Source organism: Mesorhizobium sp. P3_A9, assembly GCF_056402975.1.
This window is the reverse complement of the sequence record NZ_JBFUGJ010000153.1, coordinates 1-13,714: the sequence shown is the minus strand read 5'-3', so window position 1 is coordinate 13,714 and position 13,714 is coordinate 1. Positions and strand designations below refer to the sequence as shown.

Annotated in this window: 13 protein-coding genes; 7 read left to right on the top strand and 6 right to left on the bottom strand. The window is 63.6% G+C overall.

The window, feature by feature from the left end; translation table 11 throughout:
• Positions 1–892, top strand: an 892-nt coding sequence (locus tag AC1DX0_RS20160) for a sensor histidine kinase (RefSeq protein ID WP_477356591.1), incomplete at its 5' end; no start/stop codon positions are given.
• 16 nt (positions 893–908) lie between these two features.
• The gene (locus AC1DX0_RS20155; protein ID WP_477222826.1) at positions 909–1,277 is read left to right on the top strand and encodes a response regulator; all 369 of its coding nucleotides are present in this window, start codon (positions 909–911) and stop codon (positions 1,275–1,277) included.
• 429 nt (positions 1,278–1,706) lie between these two features.
• Here the strand turns inward: AC1DX0_RS20155 and AC1DX0_RS20150 are convergent, their stop codons facing one another.
• From AC1DX0_RS20150 to AC1DX0_RS20130, 5 genes are all read right to left on the bottom strand, one after another.
• The gene (locus tag AC1DX0_RS20150; RefSeq protein WP_477222827.1) at positions 1,707–2,588 is read right to left on the bottom strand and encodes an ABC transporter permease; all 882 of its coding nucleotides are present in this window, start codon (positions 2,586–2,588) and stop codon (positions 1,707–1,709) included.
• Positions 2,585–3,538 carry an ABC transporter permease gene (locus AC1DX0_RS20145; RefSeq protein WP_477222950.1) on the bottom strand — a complete coding sequence of 318 codons (954 nt, stop codon included), beginning with the start codon at positions 3,536–3,538 and terminating at the stop codon, positions 2,585–2,587. Before AC1DX0_RS20145 ends, AC1DX0_RS20150 begins: the two co-directional genes overlap by 4 nt.
• 20 nt (positions 3,539–3,558) lie before the next feature.
• Positions 3,559–5,208: an ABC transporter substrate-binding protein gene (locus AC1DX0_RS20140; protein WP_477222828.1), complete on the bottom strand. Its 1,650-nt coding sequence runs from the start codon at positions 5,206–5,208 to the stop codon at positions 3,559–3,561.
• 71 nt (positions 5,209–5,279) lie between these two features.
• The gene (locus AC1DX0_RS20135; RefSeq protein ID WP_477222829.1) at positions 5,280–6,053 is read right to left on the bottom strand and encodes a DUF427 domain-containing protein; all 774 of its coding nucleotides are present in this window, start codon (positions 6,051–6,053) and stop codon (positions 5,280–5,282) included.
• A 10-nt stretch (positions 6,054–6,063) separates the two neighbouring features.
• Positions 6,064–7,416 carry an LLM class flavin-dependent oxidoreductase gene (locus AC1DX0_RS20130; RefSeq protein WP_477356589.1) on the bottom strand — a complete coding sequence of 451 codons (1,353 nt, stop codon included), beginning with the start codon at positions 7,414–7,416 and terminating at the stop codon, positions 6,064–6,066.
• Positions 7,417–7,609: 193 nt separating this feature from the next.
• On the opposite strand from AC1DX0_RS20130, the gene AC1DX0_RS20125 reads away from it, so the two are divergent.
• Together AC1DX0_RS20125 and AC1DX0_RS20120 are read left to right on the top strand one after the other, a co-directional pair.
• Positions 7,610–9,424, top strand: a complete 1,815-nt coding sequence (locus AC1DX0_RS20125; protein ID WP_477222831.1) for a dipeptide ABC transporter ATP-binding protein — start codon at positions 7,610–7,612, stop codon at positions 9,422–9,424.
• Between the two features lie 178 nt (positions 9,425–9,602).
• Complete coding sequence (locus AC1DX0_RS20120; protein WP_477356587.1) at positions 9,603–10,550, top strand: helix-turn-helix domain-containing protein; 948 nt, start codon at positions 9,603–9,605, stop codon at positions 10,548–10,550.
• A gap of 14 nt (positions 10,551–10,564) precedes the next feature.
• Here AC1DX0_RS20120 and AC1DX0_RS20115 read toward each other — a convergent pair whose 3' ends face one another.
• The gene (locus AC1DX0_RS20115; protein ID WP_477222833.1) at positions 10,565–10,978 is read right to left on the bottom strand and encodes a DOPA 4,5-dioxygenase family protein; all 414 of its coding nucleotides are present in this window, start codon (positions 10,976–10,978) and stop codon (positions 10,565–10,567) included.
• 661 nt (positions 10,979–11,639) lie between these two features.
• Here AC1DX0_RS20115 and AC1DX0_RS20110 point away from each other — a divergent pair.
• From AC1DX0_RS20110 to AC1DX0_RS20100, 3 genes are all read left to right on the top strand, one after another.
• Positions 11,640–12,107, top strand: coding sequence for a hypothetical protein (locus AC1DX0_RS20110; RefSeq protein WP_477222834.1), 468 nt, complete (start codon positions 11,640–11,642; stop codon positions 12,105–12,107).
• 88 nt (positions 12,108–12,195) lie between these two features.
• Positions 12,196–13,029, top strand: coding sequence for an SPFH domain-containing protein (locus AC1DX0_RS20105; protein ID WP_477222835.1), 834 nt, complete (start codon positions 12,196–12,198; stop codon positions 13,027–13,029).
• Between the two features lie 85 nt (positions 13,030–13,114).
• Positions 13,115–13,714, top strand: a 600-nt coding sequence (locus AC1DX0_RS20100) for a hypothetical protein (RefSeq protein ID WP_477356585.1), incomplete at its 3' end; no start/stop codon positions are given.

Sequence of the window (13,714 nt, the reverse complement as noted above, 5' to 3'; positions counted from 1 at the left end):
CTCCGACGGTTTTTGGGGTCTCTGGGGACTGTCGCCGCGCGACAGCGTGCACATCAGCGTGCTGGAAAACATCGTCATTCCCGACGACAAGGACATTCGCTCCAACCCGGAAACGCGTGAGAACGGCACCGCCGTGCCTGCCGTGGAATACCGCATCCGGCGGCCCGACACCGGCGAGTTGCGCTGGCTGTCGCGCCACATCGATTTCGTCCACGACGAGACCGGCAAGCCGATCAAGATGTTCGGCGTCATGCAGGATGTCACCGACCGGCGCGAAGCGCAGGCGCGGCAGGAACTGCTCACCCACGAACTCGAACACCGCATCAAGAACATCCTTGCGATGGTCGCGGCCATCGCTTCGCAAACGCTGCGCAACACCGACATCGCCACCGCGAGCGCCACCTTCAACGAGCGTCTGCGTGCGCTCGCCAACGCGCATGACATCCTGAACAAGACCCGCTGGACCAGCGCCTCGATCCGCGAGGTGGTCGACAACACCATCGCCACCTTCCCGCTCGAACAGATTTCGATTTCCGGCCCGGCGCTGCCGATCAATCCCAAGATGGCGCTGACGCTGGCGCTTGCCGTCAACGAGCTGGCCACCAACGCGCTGAAATATGGCGCGCTGTCGACACCGGAAGGCAAGGTTTCGATCGAATGGTCGCTGCAGCCATCGGCCGAGGCATCAGGCGAAAAGCGGCTGCTCTGGCGCTGGCGCGAAAGCGGCGGCCCGCCGGTGACGCCGCCCAGCCGGCGCGGCTTCGGCCGCTTCCTGATCGAGCGCGTTTTTGGCACCGATTTCGGCGGCTCGGTGCAGATCGACTACCACCCCGACGGCGTCGAATGCGTATTGAACGCGCCGGCACCCCAGTTGCCGACAGCACCTTACTGACCACATAGAGCGTGCCATGACCACTCAGCCCCTCGCCACCGTCCTTGTCGTCGAAGACGAAGCCTTTCTGCTGTTCGCCATCGCCGACGAGCTGCGCGAGGCGGGATACGATGTGCTGGAGGCCAGCAATGCCGACCAGGCGATCCGCCTGCTGGAGGCCCGCCAGGACATCGCCATCCTGTTCACCGACATCGACATGCCGGGTTCGATGGACGGCCTGCGCCTGTCGGCCGCCGTGCGCGACCGCTGGCCGCCGGTCAAGATCATCATCACCTCGGGCAAGCGCCAGCCGGCGGCGGACGCCATGCCGAGCGGCGGCGTCTTCCTGCCCAAGCCCTATGCTCCGGAAGCCGTTGCGGCGACCATCGAGGGCCTGCTCGGCTAAAGTGATTCCAGGATGATTGGTGTTCGCGACGCGAAGGGCCGCTGCGCGCTCAAGGTTGTGCAAGAGATGTCCCTAAGCGCCCCGGAACCCTTTTTCCGTCATCTGAAGCTATTCAGAGGCGCGGATTTCCAACGGCGACGCCTGAGCTTGGAACAAGTCGACCGAGTGGGCAGAGAATGCCCAGACACATGTACCGTAGGCGATCACGAAAGAGATCAGCAGGGCGGTCAAGACGGATAAACGGTGCATGATAGCGTTAGGCCTCTTTGTTGCAGACCCGTGCACAACCCACTGCAACCTGATCGGTTCGCTATAAAATATTTACCGTGTTGGGATGGTTTACGAATGGTTTCGAAGGCCGGCTTCTGCCAACTGGTGCTTCGACTGTAGCGGCGATAATTCGGGGCATGCGCGAGGGTCGGCTACGACCTACTTGTCGCCGTTTTCAAACGCCCCGATGCCTTGCGCGATCAGGTTGGTGGCCATCACCAGCGAGATGATCGCCGCCGAATTGAACACCACCACCCACCATTTGCCGCCGGTCAGGAACCCATAGCCGTCGGCGATCGCCAGTCCCCAGTCGGCCGATGGCGGCTGGATGCCGAGGCCGAGGAAGCTCAGCGTCGCGATCGAGAAGAAGGCATAGCCGAGCCGAGTGATGAGCTCGATCAGGATGGTTTCCCGGACATTGGGCAGGATTTCCAGGAACATGATCGCCAGCCGGCTTTCGCCGGCGAGCCGGGCGGCGCTGACATAGTCGCGCTCGCGCTGTTCGCGCGCGGCGGTGCGCACGGTGCGCGCCACCAGCGGCGCATAGGCAAGGCCGATCACCAGGATGACGGTGAGGTTGGAGGGGCCGATCGCCACCAGCGCCATCGTCACCAGCACGATGAAGGGCAGTGACATGACGGCATCGAGCAACCGCGCGCCGATGGCATCGACCAGGCCGCCGAAGGTGCCGAGCACCAGGCCGATGACGCTGCCGGCGGTGACACCGGCCAGCGTCGCCAGCGGCGCCACCAAAAGAATGTCGCGCGAGCCGACGACGATGCGCGAAAGCACGTCACGCCCGAGCTGATCGGTGCCGAACCAGTGCACTGCGTCAGGCGCCGTCATCATCGACAGGAAATCCTCGGCATAGGGATCGAACGGCACGAATTGCGAGCCGAACACCGCGCAGGCGACCCAGAACAAAAGCACCACCGAGCCGATCACGGTCGACGGCGCCAAATCGGGCAGGAAGCCGCGCAATCTGCCGATCCAGGAGAGCCTGATGTCGCTACGCATCGGAGATTGGGCAAGATCGGTCATGGCGCGTTCCGCCGGCGCTGGCGCGGATCGAGCAGCGCCTGCAGGAGATCGCCGATCGCCGCCGTCGACACGAAAATCGTCGCCATCACCAGCACACCGGCCTCAAGCATCGGAAAGTCGCGTGCCTTGGCAGCGCTCAGCACCAGATTGCCGAGACCCTGTATGCCGAACAGCGCCTCGATCACCACCAGCCCGCCGAGCAGGAAACCGCTTTGGGTGGCGATGACAGCCACCGTCGGCACCAGCGCGTTGCGCAGCACATGCTTGAACAGCACTTGCGAGGGGCTGAGCCCTTTCAGGATCGCGGTGCGCGTATAGTCCGCGCCGCGCGCCTCGATCACCCCTGCCCTGGTCATGCGCGCGACATAGCCGATGAGGTTCAGCACCAGCGGCAGCGCCGGCAGGATGAGGTAGTAGCTGCTCGTCCAGAAACCGGCTCCATCGGGCGCCGCACCGGTGATCGGAAACCAGGCCAGCCACAGGCCGAAGACCATCAGCAACAGCAGGCCGGAGACGAAGTCCGGCACGATCGAGAGCGAGACGCCGGTCAGCACGATCAGCCTGTCGGCAAGGCTGCCCGAGCGCAAGCCTGCGACGACGCCGGCGCCGATACCGATCGGCACCAGGAACAGCAGCACGACGCCGGCCAGTGCGGCGGAATTCTTGATGCTCGACAGGACGAACGGCGCCACCGGCGCGCGCATCGACAACGAGTCGCCGAAATCCCCCGTGATCGCCCGGCTGAACCAGTGCCAATATTGCTGAGGGATGGGCTGGTCGGTGCCGAGCTTGCGGTTGAGTTCGGCGACCGCCTGCGCATCGGCGAACGGGCCGAGCATGACGCGGCCGACATCGCCGGGCAGCACCTGCCCGGCGAGGAAGACCAGCGCGCTGACCAGCCACAGCGTCAGCAGCAGCGAGCCGGCGCGTGCCGCCAGCGGCCGCACTATCGCCATCGAGGCGGTACCGCTCAAACGAACGACACCTTGTCGAGCAGCAGGTGCGAGATGGCGGTGAAGCGCACGCCCTCGACCTTCGCGGACACGATGCGGCTGTACTGCGAGAAGTAGCTGATGATCAGCGGCGTCTCGTCGAGCAGCAGCGTCTGGATCTTGCCGGCGGCGAGCCGCTGCGCCTGCAGGTCGCGCGCCTTGCCGTACTCGAGCAGCAGCGCGTCATAGGCCGGGTTGTTGAAATGCGCGGCATTCCAGGCGCCCGAGCTCTTCAGCGTCGCGTTGAGGAAGATGTCGGGCGTTCCGCGATGGCCGAAATCGGTGATGCCGAGATTGGAGTCCAGCCATGGCGAACTGCCGAACGTCGCCGAGCCGTAATAGGCATCCTGCGGCAGCACGTTGAGCTTGATGTCGATGCCGGCCTTCTTGGCGAAGTTCTGGATGATCACGGCATAGTCTGGAATGTCGTAGGCGCGCTCAGTGGTCAGCGTCACCTCGAAGCCGTTGGGCACGCCGGCTTCGCCAAGCAGGCGCTTGGCTTCAGCGATGTCCTGCTTGCGCTGCGGCACCGCCGGATCGGCCGAGGGGAAGATCGGCGCGAACGGCGTGTCGTTGCCGACGATGGCGCGGCCCTTCAGCAGGCCCTTGACCACGGCCTCGCGGTCGATGGTCAGCGCCAGCGCGCGGCGGATACGCTTGTCGGTGAACGGCGCCTGGTCGGTTCGCAGATGCGCCGGATCATGCGAGCTGGCCTGCACGCTGAGCAGCTTGAAGTTGGGATTGCCTTCGATCGCCAGTTCCAGCCGTGTGGTGCTGGGGATGACGTCGAGCTGGCCGGCCTGCAGCGCCAGCACCTGCGCCTGCTCGTCGTCGAAGAACTTGATCTCGACGCGGTCGGGCAGCGCCTTGTCGCCCCAATAATCCGGGTTGCGCACGAAGCTGGCGCCTTGCTTGGGACGGAACGACTCCAGCTTGAACGGGCCGGTGCCGTTGAAGTTCTTCTCGAAATCGCCGGCATAGTCGGCCGGCAGGATGACGGCATTGTAGACGTCGGAGGAAACGTAGAACGGGAAATTGCCGTTCGACTGGTCGAGATCGAAGGCGACTGTCTCGTCGTCGACGACCTTGGCGCCGCCCTTGGAGAGGATGCCCTTGTAGGCCGACAGAGCCGATGAACCGCTGGCCGGATCGACCAGCCGCTCGAAGCTCGCCACCACGTCCTTGGCAGTCACGCTGCGGCCGTCATGGAACTTGACGCCGGGCCGCAGCTTGAAGGTCCAGCGCTTGGCCGTCTCGTCGGCTTCCCACGACACGGCTAGCTTCGGCTGCAGCCCGTCCTTGGGATCATCGAGGATCAGGTACTCGCCGACCTGGCTGAGAACACCGATGCTGGCCGGATCGGTGATGGTGACGGGATCGATCGCCTTGGTCGGCTGGCCGAGACCGACGCGGACCGTGCCACCGGTGGTCGCCGCGCGTGCGCCCGATGTGAACAGCCCCTGCGAGGCGGCAAAGCCGGTGAGGCCGAGAAGTGCCGCGTATTTCAAGAGGTCGCGGCGCTTGAGGAAGCCCTGCGCATATTCATCCACGGCGACATTCCAGATGTCGCCATTGTTGCCGCGGGTCGACTGGTTGCGCAGCAAATCGATGTCGGAACGTTTGGTCATTTTTTCTCTTTCTTGAATTGGAAGACGGGCTTGAATGGGAGGATGGGCATGAGTGGGTGGGAGAGCCGCCGTCAGGCCGGCTGGCCGTCGAGATGGATGCGGTCGACCGCTTGCGGATAGAAGGCGATCAGCCCTTTGATTTTCGGCATTTCGTCGATCGGGTCGCGGTAGCTCCACGCGATGTCGGGACGGATCGAACCGTCCTTCAGCAAACCTGACCAGTAGGACGCGATGCCCTTGTAGGGACATCGCGTCGTCGAATTCGACGCCTTCAGCCGCTCCAGCCGGACATCTTCCGGAGGCAGGTAGAAACGCGTCGGCAGATGGGTTTCGAACAACAGCACTGGGCGGTGGCTGTCGGCGATTATCTCGCCGTCGAACCAGACCTGCACATGGCTGGAGCTTTGCAGCACATCGATGCGCGCATAGGGATCGCGGGCGTGGACGAAGACCTCTTCTTCCTCCTCGAACCACTGGTCGACAGCCTTCCAGGTGAAGGCGATACGGCCGGCGAGCGGCGCCAGGCTTTCATCCGGCGGTGCTGTGAACGACCACGCCGCATTGGCGGCGCGCTTGTCGCCACTGTCGATGTCCCAATAGGCGGTCTCGCCGCCGACCGCATGCGGCTCGCGATGCAGGGAGGGTTTCAGCACCGACGGATCGACCGCGGAAGGCGGGAAGAAATAGATCGGCAGGAAATGGTTGGAGCGCAGCACCAGCACATTGCGGCTGTCGGCGATGGTGCGGCCGCCAAACTTGACGCGGATGCGCTTCGGGCTGTGCAGGACATTGACGAGGCGCGGGGCAGTGGCCTCGCGGGGCTGAAGGTTTGGCGCGGCGGTCATGATTGCCTCCTCAGGACACGGCGCGCGCATTGGCGCGCTGCTCGGCGAAGCGGTTGGCGGGGCGGGCAAGGCCAAAACGGTCGCGCAACGTGCCTGGCGCATATTCGATCGGGACCAGGCCGCGCCGCTGCAGTTCCGGCACCACCTGCTCGGCGAAATTCACCCAGTCTTCGGGCAGCAGCGGGAACATCAGGTTGAAGCCGTCAGCCGCACCCGCGACGAACCAGTCTTCGAGCTGGTCGGCGATCTGCTTCGGCGTGCCGGCCACCGTCGGCACCGAGCCGCTGTTGGCGAGCTTGCGGGCGATATCGCGCAGGCTGAGATTCTGCTTCGACCATTGCTTGACGCGGTTGAGCGAGGTGCGCCCGCCATTGAAGGTGCTCTCGTCCGGCAGCGGCGGCAGCGGGCCATCAGGCGGATAGGCCGAGAGGTCGAGGCCACTCCAGCTCGACAGAAGGTCGATGCCGACCTGGTCGGGAAGCAGGCTCTGCAGATACTCCTGCTTGTCGCGGCCTTCGGCTTCGGAAGCCGCCACGATCGGCAGGATGCCGGGCAGGATCTTGAAGCTCTCCGGCCGCCTGCCATGGCGGGCCAGCCGCTCATTGATATCCTGGCGATATTTGATGCCGTCTTCCCTGGTGCTGTAGATGGCGAAATGCGCATCGGCCTGGGCGGTGGCGAAATTCTTGCCGTCCTCGGACGAGCCGGCCTGGACGATCAGCGGATGGCCCTGCGGCGGCCGCGAGACGTTGAGCGGCCCGCGCACCTTGAAATGCTTGCCCTTGTGGTCGATCGGATGGACCTTGTCGGGGTCGGCGAAGTAGCCCGTCTCTTTGTCGATGAGGAGCGMYTCRTCYTCCCAGCTGTCCCACAGCGCCTTGACGATATCGAGGAATTCGCCGGCGCGCTCATAGCGGAAGGCATGTTCGATATTGCCGTCGCGGCCGAAATTGCGCGCTTCCTCGTCCATCGCCGAGGTGACGACGTTCCAGGACGCCCTGCCCTTGCTGATATGGTCGAGCGAGGCGAACATGCGCGCGACATTGTAGGGCTCGCTGTAGGAGCTCGACGCCGTGGTGATCAGGCCGATATGCTTGGTCACGCTGGCCAGCGCCGACAGCAGCGTCAGCGGTTCGAGCCGGGCATTGGCGTAATGCGCGACGCCGCTCTTGACCGAATCCCAGATCGACACGTGGTCGGCAACGAAGATGGTGTCGATCCTGGCCCGCTCGGCAGCCTGCACCAGCTCGCGATAATAGTCGAAATCGAGCACTTCGCGTCCCGGTGCGCGCGGATGGCGCCACGACATGCGATGGTCGCCCTGCGGGTTGAAGAAGAACGCGCTGAGGATCATGTGCGACATGCCGGTCCCTTCCCTTCGCTGCGGAAAATCGGCGGCGCGACGGCGTATGGCCGTGCTCCAAAAATCTTCCAGTCAGCGAAAGTTAGATTGCGCTGAAGCTTAATTCGAGTAATTTTATAGAGATTGTTCCATACGAAAGCGGAAGCGATTGCCCCTGATCGCCGCGCGCGCAGAAAGTGGTTTCCGGTCATCCATGTCTTCGGTTCTAAACGTCGAGCACCTCTCCGTTTCCTATCGCGGAGCCAGGCACATCCACCGCGCGGTCGATGACATATCGCTCCGCATCGGCCAGGGCGAAGCGCTCGGGTTGGTTGGCGAATCCGGTTCGGGCAAAAGCTCAGTGGCGCTGGCTGTGCTGCGCTATCTGCCCAAGCATGCCCGCGTCGAAGCCTCGCAGCTGGCGTTCGAAAATCGCGAGATCCGCGACCTCTCGACCAACGAACTCCGCCGGCTGCGCGGCGACCGCATCGCCGCCGTCTATCAGCATCCGGGTTCGGCGCTGAACCCGAGCATGACCATTGGTGGCCAGATCACCGAGACGATCCTGCGCCATCGCCCGATGCATCATGACGATGCGATCGGGCGCGCGGCCCAGCTGCTCGGCCGCGTCCGCGTCGCCAACCCCGAGCGGGTGCTGCAACTCTATCCGCACGAGCTGTCGGGCGGCATGCAGCAACGCGCCAACATCGCTATTGCCATCGCGCTCGACCCATCGCTCCTGGTGATGGATGAGCCGACCACGGCGCTCGACGCCAGCGTCCAGTCCGAGATCATCGCCATCCTCGACGATCTGCGTCGTGAGCACCGCACCAGCATCCTTTTGATCAGCCACGACATCAACCTGATCCGCCGCTCCTGCGACCGGGTCTCGGTGATGCAGGCGGGCTCGATTGTCGAAACCGGTGCCGCAGGCGACGTCTTCGACAATCCGCGCCACGCCTACACAAGGGCGTTGGTCGCCGCCATTCCGACGCTCAACCGCACCAAGCGCGACGGCAGGCTGGCCGAGGATGCGAGCCCCATCGACCTCGCTTCGGACGTGCCTGAAGGCGAGAGCGAGGACAACAGCGCCCTGCCCGCGCCGCAGCGCGAAATCGCCGTCTCTTGCCGGGGTATCAAACAATCCTTTGGCGGCCAGCCGGTGCTGCACGGCATCGACCTCGACATCGCCAGCGGCGAGACTTTTGGCCTGATCGGCGAGTCCGGTTCCGGCAAGTCGACGCTGGCCCGCATCGTCACCGGACTGCAGCCGCCGACGGCGGGCAGCGTCGAGCTGTTCGGCAAGACCGTGGCACCGCTGGTCGAGCGGCGCCAGCCAAGCGAGCGGCGGGACGTGCAGATGGTGTTCCAGTCGCCCGACCGCACGCTCAACCCGCGCCAGCGCATCAGCCGCATCCTTGGTCGCCCGCTACGCCGCCTGGCCGGCCTGCCCCGTCGCGCGGTGCCGCAGCGCGTCGGCGACCTCCTGGCCTCGGTCCGGCTCGCCCGCACAACGGCCGAACAAAAACCCGGCACACTCTCCGGTGGCCAGCGCCAACGCACCGCCATCGCGCGCGCCTTCGCCGGCCTGCCCAGACTGGTCGTGCTGGACGAGCCGACCTCGGCGCTCGACGTCTCGGTGCAGGCAACGGTGCTCAACCTGCTCAACGATCTGCAGAAGAGCAAGGACACCGCCTATCTCTTCATCAGCCATGATCTGAGGGTCGTGCGCTACATGGCCGACCGCATCGGCGTGCTCTATCGCGGCCGCCTGGTCGAGACCGGTTCCTCCGACCAGATCTTTGCCGGCCCCAACCATCCCTATACGCAGATGCTGCTGGCTGCGTCCTCCAACGATGGGCAGGCCGCGACCATGGCCGAAGCCCAAGCCGCCATCGAAGCCGGCCCCAGCGGTTGCGCCTTTGCCGGCCGTTGCCCCTTGGCTGACGCTGGCTGCCTCAAGGCCGAACCTGTGGCCACGGAGGTTGAAGCAGGCCATTTCATCGCCTGCTGGAAACGCGCTGGCTGATCGAGCCCTATCCGCCGGCACGACATTCCAGCCTATCCGCACTGCCCTGTCCGACCGGGTGCATCCCTACCGTTGCGGCAGAGATAATTATCATGTTAAGTTGTTGATCGTTGCATCAGGGCATAAGCCCGCGCCACAATCCCGCAAAAGACGGGAAGGCTGTTTGAGGAGGAAACGCATGCACGCCCATCATGTCAGCGTCGCCGACGGCGAGGCTTTCCTGTCGACATCGCGCCTTCTGTTCGGCCCGATCACGCAGCGCTTCCCGCGCGGCACGGTGCCGTCGATCCCGCAACTTGTGTCGGTCAATCTCGGCGCCTGCCGGCTGTCCGAGATCAAGGCCAATTCGCATCTGGTGGTCAACGACCGGCTGTTCTGGCGCAGCTTCGATCCCGACGCGATCAAAATCCTGATGCAGCTCTCCGGCCGTAGCCGCTTCGAACAGCAGCAGGTCGCGGTCGACCTCGGCCCGCAATCGGCTGTTATCTATGACCCGGTGCGCAGCTACTCCCTGCAGAACCTCAGTGATGTCGACCAGCTCATCCTGCAGGTGCCGCGCTCGACCTTCGGCGACGACACGCTCGCCCGGCTCTCCGCGCCCCTGCCGCTGCCCGGCAACGGCGACAGCCTGACCCACATTGTCTCCGGCCTGATGCAGATGGCGATCGGCGAGGCGCACAAGCTCGACGAGGCCGGCAGCCGGCGCGTCGGCGACAGCCTGGTCCAACTCGTCAACGGCCTGATCCAGGCCAAGCCGATGGCGCCCGAATTCCGCCGCTCGCCTCTCGAAGCGCTGCGCGAGCGCATCGTTGCCTATATCGACGCCAACCTCGCCCGCAGCGGCCTGTCGGCCGAGGACATAGCCCGCCACATGGGCTGCTCTCGCCGCTACCTCCACCGCGCCTTCGAAGGCGAAGGCGCAACGCTCGAACGCTTCGTCTGGGACCGCCGTCTGGAGCGCRGCAAGGAAGAACTTTTGTCACCTGCCCGCGCCTCGGCCTCGATCTCCGAAATCGCCTTTGCCTGCGGGTTTAACTCAAGCGCGCATTTCTCCCGCGCCTTCAAGGCCCGGTATGACGTGGCGCCGCGGGAGCTAAGGGAGCGGTTACGGGCGGTGGTGCACTAAAGGCGCCAGCAACCCTACGCTGGCAGCGACGGCTCGGTGTTGACCTCCAGCGCCTCTTCCGCCTCGTGATCGTCCGGAAGCTTATCGCCATGCACATCAAGCGGCCGGCCGATCCAGACCGGGTCGACCAGATGGTCGCGCTTGGGGTTGGTCGTGTTCGGGTGGATGAGGATGCTCAAGCCGCCATGGTTCAGCATCAGCCACGGAACCAGCGCGCCGAAAATCTCGTTGGCGAAGGAGACCTGATACATGGGCTGGTCATGCGGGCCGACTTGCCGGTCGTGCCAATTGCCCAGGCGCACCCGGAAGCGCTCGCCGATGCGAAGCCGCAGCCATTCGGCATGCTGCCGCTCGGCCTGCCCGTCGAAGTAGATGTGGGCGTGATAGCTGGCGATCTCCGCCAGCGGCCGTGGACTGTCTTCGCTCATCTCGATGCTCTCCCCGCAGCGTGTCCGGCCATTGAGCCCAACAACGCGGTTTTAAGCAAGGCTACCCGACCGCCCCGGAGGGATCGCGCCCCGGCCAATCGCATATGCTGGCGCTAGCCCCTCTCCGTCTCGGCTTCGCCGAGCCACCTCTCCCCCGCTCTCGCGGGGGCGAGGAACCCAAGCTTTTTTAGGCCGCCACCTCGGCGGTTAGCGTTCCTCGCCCCCATGAAATGGGGGAGAGGTGGCCGCGAAGCGGACGGAGAGGGGGCTGGCGCTGGCGTATGTCATAGCCCCTGCCCCGACCCGGAGAGAACGCGTCTTGCTGCTTGATGCGGCRCCACCGCCACGAAGACGCGCAATGGCCGGGACCATATTAGCTCGCGATATTGTGTATGGCTGGCCCTCAAGACTTCCCCTATCAACGACGCAGCTTTTGCCCATCCAAGGTTCCCGGACAGCCCCGTTCGGGGAGGAAATGTGACGCGTTTTAACTGGGAGGGAATGGGGGTCGACAGGCACCGCCACGGATCCGCTGACAAGCGGTAGGCGGGTCATTCGGACCTGAGGACGAGAGCGTGCGGCGCCAAAAGGCGTGCTGAACGGGCGGCGTCCATCATCTTCAATCCTGCAATCAACGCGGACCACTGAGGGGGCTGGTCGAATGTCGTTCTTTGTCTTTGCACTCATCTTCGGCTTCATTCTCTGGCGGCAGCTGGGCAAGAGCTCGCGCCCGGAAAAAGCCGTTCAGCCAGAAGCGGGCCGCCCCGCTTCACCGCTGGCCGCCTTCACCGATGACGGTCAGGACATCGCCGTTGATGTCGCCGGGCTGGTCTCGAACTTCCTCGGCCAGAACAGCAAGGACTTGATCGAGCAGGTCGTCAGCCGCGCCGTCCAAGACTCCAGGATCGGAATCGATCGCGCCGAAACCATTGAGCCGATCGTGCGGACCATCTCGTCCGCCCGACCGCCGGCGCTTGAAAAGCGGCGGACAAAATACCTGCTCGACGGCGATGGCGGCTACCGCCAGCACACCGACCGCACCGCCCGGCTGCAGCAAGCATTCGGCGGCAAGGGCCTCTGTTCGCCGCTTCATTCAGGGCCGGCGAAAGCACGGCAGAAAAATCGCTGAGCCGGAGCCATCCAGCTCTGCTCAGCCGCAAGTCAACAGGCATCAGGCACGCGCTGGGCGTGCCGGTACATCAGGAGGGGAATTCATTATGGCAATCACCAGACAGGTCATCACGTCGCTGCAGCGCGACGGCACGGACGCGCTCGGCACCAGGACCGTGGCGATGAAGATCGTCGACGAGAGCATCGTGTCGGGCTCGCTGCTGACGGTGGAAAGCAACCACTTCTGCATCCTGAAGTCGCGCGGCGCGGTGCTGAACGTCTACGAGACCGGCCAATATGCGCTGCAGACGCCGGACAAGCCGCTGGTCGGATCGGTCGTGCAAGGGTTCTTCGGCGGCTCCTCGCCCTGGGTCTACGAGGTCATCTACATCAATCGCTCCAAGCTGCTGGCGCGCAATGAGGGCGTCGCCACCTCAGCCGAGATGGCGGAGATGGCTTACGTCGTCGACTACTACATCCACATCGACAGCAAGGAAGAGGCGCTCGATCTCATCACCCACATGCCCTTCGCCGGCGCCGTGATCGACACCAAGGAAATCGCCGACTATGCCGGACCGGCGATCGAGCAGGCGATCAACCAGATCATCCAGGTCACCAAGATGGAGAACATCAACGAGCGCATCAGCGACGTGCGCGAGGCGGTGAAGCTGCACCTCACCGATTTCCTGAAGGTCTACGGCATCATGCTGAACGACCTCAAGGTGCTGATCATGCCGCGCGACGAGCGCATGCGCGAGTTGATCTCGCTGCAGGCGATTGGCCTGAGTCCAATCGAGGCGGTGCGCTATTATCTGGCGCTGCGCATGGCCGACAAGGGCCTGGTGTCGGCGCCCAACGCCGCCGCCGGCCTGCCCTTCAACATCGGCGGCCAGCCGACGGGCTTCTATCCCTTGGGCGATGAGGTGGGCGCGACAAGATGAGTCATCTCAAGGTGATTACCCACCTCGTCGCCGGAGACATCCGGCCTGCCGTTCCCGCTTGAGACAGCGAGGGGCCATTAATATTATGACCGATATTAATGCAAAATCTTGCGGCGAGGCCCCCACAAGAAAGCAAATGCTTTCAGGTGGCAATAACAATATCGGCATAGAGGATTATGAACGAGAATTCGGCTTTCTGCGATTGCCGGGGATGCCGCAGCCAAGCCAATACGAAAATAAGCAGAGGTACATATTTGTGTACTATTTGCGCATGATAATGATCACGGCGGCGGCATCTCTATTTGTATCTTTTGTGGTATGCATAGCAATTTGCTTCACTGGTGATAAATATATTTCAAGCCTATATGACAGCAGCGCATATTTTTTAAAAGTCTGGCCTTGGGGCGAATCCATGCAATGGCAACTTGGATTTGCCGGACGGATGCCGGAGCCAGATCAAAGAAAATTTGTCGTTGCTTGCAGCACGATTAGCGGGACATGGTTGATCTGGCTGTCATACGTCGCATGTTCTGGAGTCTTTAGTGGCAATAGACGTAGCTTTTTCGATAGCAAAGGGATTTTCATGTTTGCTTTTATTGCAGCGATCGCCTGGCTATGCGCATCACAGGATTTATCCAATAATCCTTCTATCGGACCTTCTTTATTCGATACGTTCCCACAATTG

Coding starts and splice junctions, on each gene's coding strand:
- AC1DX0_RS20155 (WP_477222826.1), top strand. CDS start 909: ATGACCACTCAGCCCCTCGCCACCGTCCTTGTCGTCGAAGACGAAGCC.
- AC1DX0_RS20150 (WP_477222827.1), bottom strand. CDS start 2,588: ATGACCGATCTTGCCCAATCTCCGATGCGTAGCGACATCAGGCTCTCC.
- AC1DX0_RS20140 (WP_477222828.1), bottom strand. CDS start 5,208: ATGACCAAACGTTCCGACATCGATTTGCTGCGCAACCAGTCGACCCGC.
- AC1DX0_RS20135 (WP_477222829.1), bottom strand. CDS start 6,053: ATGACCGCCGCGCCAAACCTTCAGCCCCGCGAGGCCACTGCCCCGCGC.
- AC1DX0_RS20125 (WP_477222831.1), top strand. CDS start 7,610: ATGTCTTCGGTTCTAAACGTCGAGCACCTCTCCGTTTCCTATCGCGGA.
- AC1DX0_RS20115 (WP_477222833.1), bottom strand. CDS start 10,978: ATGAGCGAAGACAGTCCACGGCCGCTGGCGGAGATCGCCAGCTATCAC.
- AC1DX0_RS20110 (WP_477222834.1), top strand. CDS start 11,640: ATGTCGTTCTTTGTCTTTGCACTCATCTTCGGCTTCATTCTCTGGCGG.
- AC1DX0_RS20105 (WP_477222835.1), top strand. CDS start 12,196: ATGGCAATCACCAGACAGGTCATCACGTCGCTGCAGCGCGACGGCACG.